This is a genomic window from Calothrix sp. CBUCES-K 9914, assembly GCF_059640475.1.
The window spans coordinates 1-11,322 of sequence record NZ_JBXXZH010000277.1 but is presented as its reverse complement, the minus strand read 5'-3'; the positions used below and the strand labels follow the sequence as shown (position 1 = coordinate 11,322).

Below are 11,322 nucleotides of genomic sequence, written 5' to 3'. Positions count from 1 at the left end.
CGCTGAAGAAGTTGGCGCCAATTTAGACCACCGTGTGTATAGACAGCTACCATTTAATCACTGTGAAATTATGTATCCTGGTTTAACTGGAAGTATTAAGTCAACAGGTTTATGCTTGTCTGACCGGGTGCCAATCTCACAGCAATTAGTACAAGAAGATACAAGCGAGGAATTGACTTTTCTCGCAGGAGTTGTTTCCACTTGTGTCAAATTTATTAATATTGATGCTTCACTTCATCATGCGCTTAAAAGTGTAGACCGATTTGGGGTAAGGTCGTTAAGCAGTGAAGACGAGCGTTCTAAATATGTGACAGTTTTAATTGAAAGATTTCGTCGGGTTCAAAGTACCGTTGATAACCCTGACCCTGCTGTGACACTACGTGCAAGACTAGATTTAGATGAAGCAATTCACTCGCTAGTATATTTACCACCATGTGACCGCTACTCATGGTGGGGTAAATTGCAACAAGAAACCCGTCGTACCCTTGATAGCGTTGTTGAACGCGCGCGCAACGCTGGAATAAGAGTGCAAATTCGTCCACTGTGGGGTACTTATGCTGATGTATACACCTGTTCAAAAGACGACTTGCAACTTGATATCGGTGGAGTACCAGGAGAAGTATCTGCTTGCTTACGTGTTTACACTAAAATTAATGATGAAGTACTACCTGGACGGGTATTATTTCGTTCGTCTGTTTAATTAAGTTTGATAAAGTTTGATTTAACTACTATATTTTTTTACGCTGAATATCTCCTTTAATTTCTTCTAAATCTGTGTAACAGTCGGCAACATTAATTAAGCTATCACTAGTCATTGATGCCAAGCTAACTACTTCGACTTGTACACCTTGATAAGCAATTGAATTCACTGCATAAGCAAGGTCGCCATCACCGCTAAGTAGTACTATTGCATCACATGACTTTGCGAGGGTCATCATATCTACAGCAATTTCAACGTCAAGGTTGGCTTTTTTAGAACCATCTGGAAATTGAATCAGTTCTTTTGTAACTACACGATAACCATTACGACTCATCCACAGCAAGAAACCTTGCTGCTTCTCATTAGTGCTATCGCAAGCACTATAAAAATAAGCTCGGATTAAATGACGGTCTTTGGCTAAACGATGTAGCAGTTTAGCGTAATCAATTTCGAGGTTGAGCTGCATTGCAGCATAAAATAAATTTGCACCATCAATGAAAATAGCAACGCGTCCGGTTTCTTGTTGAAAACGTTCTCGCCTATCACGGGTAGGGTGTGATTTTTTTACCTCTAGACTTGGTGGTTCGTTTGACTGCTCAGATTCTAATTTCAACCGTAATTGATGATTATTCATCTGAGGTCTTGGAAGTAGCTGCATTCGGTATACGGCTCCTCAGTACGTGACAAATATTAAACTAAACCAAACTAAACGTGCATTGAACCAATTATTAGTAAATGAGTATCAATAAATAAAATCAAAATACAGCTAGTGGTTGGCGCCCAAAAAAGATTAGTTTTAAGTACAAACACTCAAAACAAACTTTAGAGTCAGTTGCACTCACAACTAGCTTACGGATTTTTGATGTTTATTTAATAGATATTTTATTTAGCCACTTACTTAAAATTGATTCCTAATAATTAAGGAACTGTCGAGTATATTTTTGATAACTCAAACGGCAGATGAATAATGGTAAAAATCTGCTTTCAAAGAAAAATATAAAGTCTCTTCAAAAACAGTAAGGTTAGGCATATTCTAGCTCGACCCAAGCGTTGATGCTAGCCTGTCAATCCCATCTTAGTTAACATTCATCCTTCAAAAATGATTATAGATATGTCAAACAAATATGTTCAGATAGGCAGAACCCCTCCAGAAATGGAGTTTTTTTGAGTCAAGTTAACTTTTATCCTGTGTACGCCGTGTATGCCCACACAGACTTAGATTTTATTTTTTCTTTATTTTTTACAGTTTTTCGCCGACTAAAACCACATTCTACAAATTAATTTACAAAATTTTACATTTCGTAATAAATTGTGGCTTTTATTATTTGATTCGGCGCCAGAAGTATACGTTATCGCCCTTATCCACGTTAAAAAACATATTTAATATTTTTTTAACAATTAGATATTGCTGAGTATAAAGCGTCTAATCAAACACTTTACACTCAGCACTCAGCACTCAGCACTCAGCACTCAGCACTCAGCACTCAGCACTCAGCACTTTAACTAACTGTCGCAGGTTCCAATGCTAAATCTTGGAACATAGGAGTACTTAAGTATCGTTCACCGAAGGAAGGTTGAATTACGACAATTAACTTGCCAGCATTTTCGGGACGTTTGGCAATCTGTATTGCTGCACACAAGTTTGCTCCAGAAGAGACTCCTGATAATAAACCTTCTTCGCGCGCGAGTCTTCGTCCATAAGCCATTGAGTCTTCATCGCTGACACTAATAACTTCATCTATTAACTCAATGCGGAGAACATCGGGGATAAAACCGGCACCTATACCTTGGATTTTATGTGGACCTGGGTTCCCACCAGAAAGCACAGGACTGTTAACAGGTTCGACAGCAATAGCGCGAAAACTGGGTTTACGCTGTTTGATTATTTCTGCGACACCAGTAATTGTGCCCCCAGTTCCGACACCTGCCACAATAAAATCGGCTTTTCCATCTGTATCCGACCAAATTTCTTCAGCAGTGGTTTTACGATGTACTTCTGGGTTTGCAGGATTACGAAACTGTTGCAACATATACGCATCGGAAGTTTTTGCGACTATTTCTTCCGCGCGTCCAATAGCTCCTCGCATCCCTTCGCTTCCGGGTGTTAATTCCAAAGAAGCACCATAAGCACGCAGCATTGAGCGACGCTCTAAGCTCATTGTCTCAGGCATCGTCAAAATTAACTTATAGCCGCGCGCTGCCGCTACCATTGCTAAAGCAATTCCTGTATTTCCTGATGTTGGTTCAACCAAGATGGTTTTACCTGGTTGGATAAATCCCTGTTCCTCAGCAGCTTTTATCATACTGGCGCCGATACGGTCTTTTACCGAAGCTGCGGGGTTCATTCCTTCAAGTTTAAGGACAATTGTGGCAACACATCCTTCAGAATAAGGGATCTTATTAAGTTGAACCAAGGGGGTACGTCCAATTAGTTCGGTTACGTCACGAGCAATCCGCATTTATATAACTCCTAAAATACTTAATTTACTACACCAGAAAAAAAGATTGAAATCACCTTATGTAAGGTTGGGTATAAATTATCTACTCGAATCTTCTCTGACTGTATTTTTGTAGAAATCAAAGAGTTTTCTTAATCTTAAGCATGACTCAACTGGTGCCTATATGTATATGACCACAGTCTGATTACTAGTTAGTACTCTTAGGCTATATGAATGACATTACAAGAAAAACCCAGTAACGAGCGCCATTTTCGGCAAAAAGGTTTAACTCACAAAAGCGGTCGTAAATGCCAGTACCCTAGCTCATAAAGTCTAGTCCCTTGTCCTGAAAATACTAGTACCCCTACCCTAATAAATTATTATATCGCTTATTTTGCAGAACTTTGCGGGCTGTCGGCACCGATTCAATAAATCTAATAAACTCAATCCGACTCGTGTTTTGAGTGGTGTTTTGGGGCAACTGATATAAACATTATAGGATTTACGCAGAGATTCCCCTCTACCCCCTCAAGCAATTGGGGGGGACTTCTTAATAAAAGACGGGTTGCTCCCTCACGACTCTCAAATTAGACGCTGCCAAGAGTCAGGAGAATTAAGATGAAAGCTAAATTACTAAAAGTTTTTACAGTTTGTTTAATTACATTAACAATACTTTCTCCTGAAATAGCAGTATTTGGTATTGTTTGGCAACAGCATTTACACTTAGAAAAAACAAATTTAATTGTTTCTGATTTAAGTGTTTCTGAAAAATTATATAAACCTCTAAATAAATCTTTAAATGCATCTCAACAAGATATACTTTTTGAAAAGTCATTTTTAAATCATGAATCAAATAATAGTGTTTTGTTTATAGTTAACAAATATCAAATAATTGTGGCTTTAGAATTATTACTAATATGTATTCCTGTTGGTATAGGTTTAAGCGTTTTGGCTTATGAAAAATATCTTATATACCGTGCGGAGGTTTATAGACAACAGGTAGAAATATTAGAAAGAATTTGGCTGCATAAGTAATTTAATTATAGGTAAAGTTATGAATACAACTCCTCTACAAATATCTTCGGAAGAATCACCAGAAAAGCTTAATCAATACTTTGAGTTAATTGATAAGCTGCTTAACTGTCCAAACGGTAAAGAACCCGAAGTCTTGGAAGATAACTTAGAATTACTTGACGCGGGACTTATTAAAACTATGTTAAAAGTTGCTGCAATATTTGTTCATGAAGATAATTCCGAAGGCGCCGAGTTTTTAATTCATGTTGCCCGTGAGTTATCAAAGCAACTAGGTTTATATCCAGAACTTCCAGTCAAGGAGTAATAATGCTATTGTCTGCGAAACAAGCTGGCGATATTGCGTTAGAATTTATCATAGAGGAATGGAATATATCAGAGTTAGAATCTGAATGGTTTGTAGTTTTTAGCGCGCGGTTATTAGGTCAGTATTGGTATGTAGCAGAAATTGGAGTTGAAGGGTTACCTGATAGGTGGTTTATTCAAGTCTATGATACTGGTGAGTGCGACCCAAACTATACTTTTTCTTCTTCCATTAGTGGCTCTGATAGTTATACCGACCTCAAAGAAATTCCTCCTTTAATTGCTGAAATTTTAGTATCAGAACGTAACTCTCGTTAATTATATAATAAAAAGGGAAATCTGATTTCCCTTTTTTTGTTACTTATAACAAAAGAATATTTTTAAATTTACTCAAATCATCTTGAGATAGATATTATAGTTCAACTTGAACTAATTAAATATTTATTAATCTAACTTTTGTGTCAGATTTCAATAACATAATCATGTTATATTATATTGGGTAATGTAATAAGCGCTACGGAAATCGGTACAAAAGACAATGAATACTGAAGACCTTCTCGCAAAAGAATTCACGAGAATCTTAAAACAATACTATCCAACAGTTGGCGAACTATTAGACGGCTGTTATATAAAAGTTATCGTCTCTTATTGGGGGCGCCCTCCAAAACGCATTCGGTATGTAGGGATTTATTGTACAGACGATATAATGCCCTACTTACAAGCGAAAAAAGAGGTTTTAAGAGAGATAGCGGATAACATGGGATTGATGCAAGTTGTGTTTTTAAATGCAACACGACTATTACGAGACCCAAAATCAAGCCTAAAAAATGCAGACCCACGTTTGTGGTTAGAATTGCATTTAATAGCAGCATAGCAAAACTCAAGCCGTCAAGACTTGCGTGACAAACTATCGCAAATACTCTCACTTATCAAACCGGAATTTTTTGTCATTACGATAATCACTACTTAAGATACTAGTCGCGCAATAAACTAAAATAAATTAACAGGTGGTATTGGTCAAACATGTAGGGTGCGTGACACTATAACAATTCTTAAACGAAGCAATCATCTGATGGTGTCACGCACCTTACGTAGAATTATAGAGCTTGGTTTCTTATCTTTTCGCTCATAACTTACAACTTCTAATTATCGGCGCCCATTAATGGTTTGAATTTATGAACAAAAACTCACAGTCTCCCGATGATATGCCGCCAAAAACGGTTACGCAGCTTGATAAAATGATGCATGTAGAACTTGAGCGTTCGATTGCAAGGTGTGTGTATGAAGACTGCGACCGAATTACCCAGGCATTATTATCAAACTGTCAGTGGTATGTGACATACGAACCTTCGACATTAAGATTAATTATTGATTGCCCTGATGTTGTTAGCTACTGGCACATAGTTAGCAACATTCCTCAAATTGGTAGTCGTCTTGAAGGTTTTTCTAAAAACGCAAAAATTCGAGTTTACCCTCCCACTGGTAAGGGGATGCCTTTTGAAATCAGCATTTCGGAAATTACTGCATATCGCGATTGGATTTAATATTATTTTGTAGCAATTGCGATACATACAACATTACGTAGAGGCGCCGCATAATCGTGCGTCTCTACAGTTTCGTGTGACTATTGTTACGATTTTTTTGTTTAATTAAGTATTTATTCTCCTCCGGAGACACTCCGTGAACGCAAAAAAAGCGCTGTTTTATAAAACGAATTGATATAATTAGTGTAATTTTGATACATAGGAATATCAGAGAAAAGAAAATGATTCCCCCCTTTAGGCATAGGTTGTTAAGGGGGTTGGGAGAATCATTTCATTTTGAAATTTTTGAATAAGTAGGGCATGACGATGCCAGTTAACAAGCTGGATACGACAACAGTTATCCCTAATGGTATTTGAAGTTGTGCTAGTGAGAGAAATAATAATAGTCCAATCACTGTACCAATTACTACCTGTTTGATAAAGTTAACCGGGTCACGTAGTAGTTTACCTTTGAGAAATAGCCGAGTTGCGAACCATGCTATCTCTAACATATTTCCTCCTTTTATACTATTGCTTTATAAGTGTGTGAGTATGTTCAAAACGGAAAGTCCTATCAGTATTGTTGGGATAACACCTGCTGGACCAAAGAATCCGCCTAATATTGCTGAGAGTTCGTAGCCTAAATCTTCCCTAGCTAGTAATAAACCACCTATGGCACCTCCTATCATTGAAACTAGGATGGCTACAATTAGCCAAACTACTCCTGTAACAAAGTTGATGTCACCTGCTGCTAAACTGGTGATGAGTTTGTTGATTAATGGGTCGTTGATTATTTCTTCCATTGTTTTCGTTGAGAGTTTTTACTTTGCTCGTTGTAAGTAAGGTGCGTGACGCTACTAGATCATTGGCTCCGTTTAGGATTTTTATAGCGTCACGCACCCTACGTTGAAATATCTGATAATGCTTGTGTGATTATTTCTGCTTGTTCTGTTTGTTCGTGTTGGGTAAAGATTGAGAATGCTTGGTGGTAGTGTTCGCGCGCTTGCATCAAGTTCTCAGCGTTTCCGAGTTCTGGGTGTTCTAAGTTATCAGGGATGTTTAATAAGACGTTGGCTTTGTTGGCAATGGTGTTTGCGTATTCAAGTGGTGTATCGTAAGCGTTGCGAACTTTTAATGCTTCGTCATATGCTTTGAGCGCGCGCAAATTATTTTCTACTGGATGCGAACTAGGTAAGTATTGCAACGCATTACCTAAGTTGTTCTGTAGCATTGCATATTCTTTAGGATGCTCTATCAAGTTGATGTGCTTAAGTGCGGTTTCAAATGATTGAACTGCTAAACCATGCTGTAAATACTCTTTTTCTGATGATAAAGGCATTGAAAGGTACGCAATTGCAATATTATTGTGTAGAATTGCGTATTCTTGTGGAAATTCCTCCCAAGTAAAAAATCGTAATGCTTCTGTATACGCTTTGATGCTGTCGGTGATACGGGCCAAATTATAATTTGCTAACGACTGCAATACTAAACCTAAGTTCATTTGAACTTCTGCGACTTCTTGCGGTATGTTTTCCGCTAACATTACTAACAAAGCTTCTTCATAAGACTCTTTGGCTTGTAAAAGTATATCTGTTCCCGCTGATGGTATCGCTTGTAAGGCACCTGCCATTCCTACTTTTGCCCTGGCTTTCCATAAAGGATAATCGTTATTACATAATTCATATGCCTGATAGTACAGTGATACAGCCGAACGCAAATCTTTTGGTGTTTTGGGCGCCTTTTGACAACCTTGTGCTAACTCGATTAACATTATTATCTTTTCTTCAGTTGTTGCATCGGATGCTACTGCTTCCATTGCCGCTTTGACTGTGGAATCTGTAATACTAGAGGACATGGCTGCTGTGAGTGAGGAGTATGTGAGGATTTAAAAAACTAATAAGAAGGTTAAATGGCAGCTATCCGCGCTCATAACCTAGTTTCTCACCTAAATCAATATATATACTTGGTTAACTATTAATAGTTAACAGATAACTGTTTGTTCATGAATTAAGTTGACTTACTTCCTTGAATACAACTCGCACGTTATAAATCTTAGAACAAATCTTGGGGCTATGTTAGATTGCTTTTACTCAATCCACCTTCAATATAAAACAATTAATTTATAAATTTATAGAGGCTTTTTACAAATATTTTCACGGTCATCAGTGTCACTGATGCTACCATAAACACAGTAATATTATTTAGTTTTAAAAATAAGCTTGTAAGAGGATGTTTTAAAAGTTATATTTAATCCCCCCTAGCCCCCCTTAATAAGGGGCAAAAAGAGGCATTTAAGCCCCCCTTATTAAGGGCAGGGCTGTTTCATTCTCTAGAGATAAAAGCTAGAAGCATGATTTTTCGGTTAATCAACCACTAAAATCTTGTTTGTTAACGGCGGATTTATAGGCGCCTGGTATTATTCTTTTTAGAATGAATCAGCCCTGCCTTATTAAGGGGGATTGGGGGGATTTTCTAAGTCTATAGTTTAATTTTATACTTTTCAAACATCCTCTAAATGCAAGCTTTAACAAAAATTTATATATTTTATACTTATTAAATAAATTATATAAATATTTTTAGTATATTGGGTGACAATAAAAATACTTGAAAATAGAAAAGTTGATGCAGTTTAATTATTAATTGGCTGATTTAACTTTTTCAGGTTCCTATTTATTTAAATTTGTTATAAAATCATTTTAGAGGGCGTATTTTACGGGCTGCTGTAAACTAAAAAAGTTATTTTTGAACACTTAACAAAATTTTGTCTTTTTTGCATAAGGGTAAGCTAAAAAAGTATTGAATATAATACAATACAATTATCATTAGAAACCGGGTTTCTAAAATCGGAAAGTAAATAACAAAATGACTAACGTATTATGGCTGCAAGGTGGCGCCTGCTCCGGAAATACCATGTCTTTTCTAAACGCGAGCGACCCTACAGCTTGTGATTTAATAGCTGACTTTGGTATTAATTTACTTTGGCATCCATCGCTTGGTCTGGAGTTAGGTGAGAATCTTCAAACTTTGTTGTGGAATTGTGTGTTGGGAAACACTCCTTTAGACATCTTGGTGTTTGAAGGTTCGGTTGTGAATGCACCAAATGGCACTGGTGAGTGGAATCGATTCGCTGACCGTCCAATGAAAGATTGGTTAGCTGATTTATCTAAAGTTGCTAACTATGTTGTGGCTGTTGGTGACTGTGCTACTTGGGGAGGAATTCCCGCAATGGCGCCTAACCCCAGCGAATCAAAAGGTTTACAATTCCTAAAACGCTCTGAAGGCGGATTTTTGGGTCAAGATTTTAAGGCTAAATCGGGATTACCTGTAATTAATATTCCCGGTTGTCCTGCCCACCCAGATTGGATTACCCAAATTTTAGTGGCAATTGCCACCGGACGCATTGGTGATATTGCCTTCGATGAACTGCATCGTCCCCAAACTTTCTTCAAGTCTTTCACTCAAACAGGATGTACTCGTAATATTCACTTCGCTTACAAAGCTTCAACTGGTGAATTTGGTCAACGCAAAGGTTGTCTATTCTATGACCTTGGCTGTCGTGGACCTATGACTCATTCTTCTTGTAACCGCATTCTCTGGAATCGTGTATCTTCTAAGACGCGCGCGGGAATGCCTTGTATTGGTTGTACTGAACCTGAGTTTCCTTTCTATGACCTCAAGCCAGGGACAGTTTTTAAAACGCAAACGCTTATGGGTGTGCCAAAAGACTTACCACCAGGTGTAAATAAAACAGGTTACGCTATTTTGACAATGGTCTCAAAAGATATGATGCCTGAATGGGCAGAAGAAGACTTTTTTACTGTTTAGGGCAACGGATTACGTAACGGATGTAACGGATGTAACGGATGTATGAGAAATTATATCCGTTACATCCGTTGAATCCGTTGCAAATCCATCAACAAATCGAAACAAGAGAGGAGAGTAATGGGGACTCAAATATTAGATATTTCACCAGTTGGCAGAGTTGAGGGTGATTTAGATGTTCGTGTTGAAATAGAAGAAGGACAAGTTGTCAACGCTTGGACACATGCTGAACTTTTTCGTGGGTTTGAAGTTATTTTACGCGGTAAAGACCCGCAAGCAGGGTTAATTGTAACACCTCGTGTATGTGGAATTTGCGGTGCCTCTCACTTAACGAGTGCAGCATGGGCGCTTGATACTGCTTGGGGAACCGAAGTTCCACGTAATGCGATTTTGGCGCGCAATCTTGGGCAGTTAGCAGAAACGCTACAAAGTATACCACGATATTTCTATGGGTTATTCGCAATAGATTTAACGCACCAAAAGTATCGTCACAGTCCTTATTATTTAGAAGCTTGTAAGCGTTTTTCTGCTTTTACTGGAAAGTCTTATGAACAGGGTATAACACTTTCTGCCAAACCTGTAGAAATTTATGCGTTGTTTGGTGGACAGTGGCCACACTCAAGTTATATGGTTCCTGGGGGTGTGATGTGCGCTCCAACTTTGACTGATGTTACGCGCGCTTGGTCAATTTTAGAATTTTTCCGACGTAATTGGATTGAAGCTGTATGGTTAGGGTGTTCGTTGGAACGGTATGAAGAAATTCGTAACTATGATGATTTCATGACTTGGCTGAATGAAAAGCCTGAACATTGGAATTCTGATTTAGGACTATACTGGCGAATGGGTTTGGATGTTGGACTCGATAAGTTTGGCGCCGGTGTTGGACGATATGTTAGTTGGGGATATTTACCACACGAAACTAAATATCAAAAACCCACCATCGAAGGGCGAAATGCGGCGATGATTATGAAGAGCGGTGTATATGACAGCTTTAGTGATACTCATATCTCAATGAACCAAGAGTTTGTTCGTGAAAATATGACTCATTCTTGGTATGAAGAAAGCGAAATTGATATTCATCCCCTCGACCGCACTACCAAACCTAGCCCTAATAATAAAAAAGACTTCAATAATGCTTACTCTTGGTCAACAGCAGTACTGCATCAAAATCAGGGTAGACTTGAAGCCGGACCTCTGGCTCGTCAACTTGTGGCAGGTGGTAAACACGGTGAGTCTTGGCAACACCACGACGGTTTTATACTTGATGTCTTTAAGAAAATGCGTGGCGCCAATGTTCATCTACGACAACTTGCGCGAATGCACGAAATCGTTAAATTATATCGTCAAGCTGAACATTGCCTGCGCGAATTTCGTCTTAACGATGACTGGTACATTAAGCCTACTGAAAGAGATGGACGTGGTTGGGGCGCCACTGAAGCAGCACGCGGCGCCTTGTGTCACTGGATAGATGTTCAAGGTGGTAAAATTAAGAACTACCAAATTA

At 38.3% G+C, this 11,322-nt stretch carries 12 protein-coding genes and 1 pseudogene; 8 read left to right on the top strand and 5 right to left on the bottom strand.

Features of this window, described 5'->3' with window-relative positions:
- Positions 1-700 (top strand): annotated as a pseudogene (locus AC2JBO_RS37600) (hypothetical protein); the annotation flags it as partial.
- Between the two features lie 28 nt (positions 701-728).
- On the opposite strand, the gene AC2JBO_RS37595 reads toward AC2JBO_RS37600, so the two are convergent.
- Both AC2JBO_RS37595 and cysK read right to left on the bottom strand, forming a co-directional pair.
- Positions 729-1,358 (bottom strand): LabA-like NYN domain-containing protein, encoded by a 630-nt coding sequence (locus tag AC2JBO_RS37595; RefSeq protein ID WP_496958738.1) that lies wholly within the window; start codon positions 1,356-1,358, stop codon positions 729-731.
- A gap of 841 nt (positions 1,359-2,199) precedes the next feature.
- Positions 2,200-3,159: a cysteine synthase A gene (gene cysK, locus AC2JBO_RS37590; protein WP_496958737.1), complete on the bottom strand. Its 960-nt coding sequence runs from the start codon at positions 3,157-3,159 to the stop codon at positions 2,200-2,202.
- Positions 3,160-3,756: 597 nt separating this feature from the next.
- Between cysK and AC2JBO_RS37585 the strand changes: the two genes are divergently transcribed.
- The 5 genes from AC2JBO_RS37585 to AC2JBO_RS37565 all read left to right on the top strand — a co-directional run bounded on the left by AC2JBO_RS37585 (position 3,757) and on the right by AC2JBO_RS37565 (position 6,017).
- Positions 3,757-4,173 (top strand): hypothetical protein, encoded by a 417-nt coding sequence (locus AC2JBO_RS37585; RefSeq protein ID WP_496958736.1) that lies wholly within the window; start codon positions 3,757-3,759, stop codon positions 4,171-4,173.
- 19 nt (positions 4,174-4,192) lie between these two features.
- Positions 4,193-4,477: a hypothetical protein gene (locus tag AC2JBO_RS37580; protein ID WP_496958735.1), complete on the top strand. Its 285-nt coding sequence runs from the start codon at positions 4,193-4,195 to the stop codon at positions 4,475-4,477.
- Between the two features lie 2 nt (positions 4,478-4,479).
- Positions 4,480-4,791: a hypothetical protein gene (locus tag AC2JBO_RS37575; protein ID WP_496958734.1), complete on the top strand. Its 312-nt coding sequence runs from the start codon at positions 4,480-4,482 to the stop codon at positions 4,789-4,791.
- Between the two features lie 220 nt (positions 4,792-5,011).
- The gene (locus AC2JBO_RS37570; RefSeq protein WP_496958733.1) at positions 5,012-5,347 is read left to right on the top strand and encodes a hypothetical protein; all 336 of its coding nucleotides are present in this window, start codon (positions 5,012-5,014) and stop codon (positions 5,345-5,347) included.
- A gap of 301 nt (positions 5,348-5,648) precedes the next feature.
- On the top strand, positions 5,649-6,017 hold the full coding sequence (locus AC2JBO_RS37565; protein ID WP_496958732.1) for a hypothetical protein: 369 nt from the start codon (positions 5,649-5,651) through the stop codon (positions 6,015-6,017).
- 266 nt (positions 6,018-6,283) lie between these two features.
- Here the strand turns inward: AC2JBO_RS37565 and AC2JBO_RS37560 are convergent, their stop codons facing one another.
- The 3 genes from AC2JBO_RS37560 to AC2JBO_RS37550 all read right to left on the bottom strand — a co-directional run bounded on the left by AC2JBO_RS37560 (position 6,284) and on the right by AC2JBO_RS37550 (position 7,851).
- Positions 6,284-6,508: a hypothetical protein gene (locus AC2JBO_RS37560; protein WP_496958731.1), complete on the bottom strand. Its 225-nt coding sequence runs from the start codon at positions 6,506-6,508 to the stop codon at positions 6,284-6,286.
- A gap of 24 nt (positions 6,509-6,532) precedes the next feature.
- A complete protein-coding gene (locus AC2JBO_RS37555; RefSeq protein ID WP_496958730.1) occupies positions 6,533-6,799 on the bottom strand; it encodes an asr0689 family protein in 267 nt (88 codons plus the stop codon).
- 98 nt (positions 6,800-6,897) lie between these two features.
- A complete protein-coding gene (locus AC2JBO_RS37550; RefSeq protein WP_496958729.1) occupies positions 6,898-7,851 on the bottom strand; it encodes a tetratricopeptide repeat protein in 954 nt (317 codons plus the stop codon).
- Positions 7,852-8,858: 1,007 nt separating this feature from the next.
- Between AC2JBO_RS37550 and AC2JBO_RS37545 the strand changes: the two genes are divergently transcribed.
- Entirely contained in the window at positions 8,859-9,821 is a 963-nt protein-coding gene (locus tag AC2JBO_RS37545) for an NADH-quinone oxidoreductase subunit B family protein (RefSeq protein WP_496958728.1), read from the top strand.
- 117 nt (positions 9,822-9,938) lie between these two features.
- The coding region (locus AC2JBO_RS37540) for a nickel-dependent hydrogenase large subunit (RefSeq protein ID WP_496958727.1) at positions 9,939-11,322 on the top strand (1,384 nt) is incomplete at its 3' end.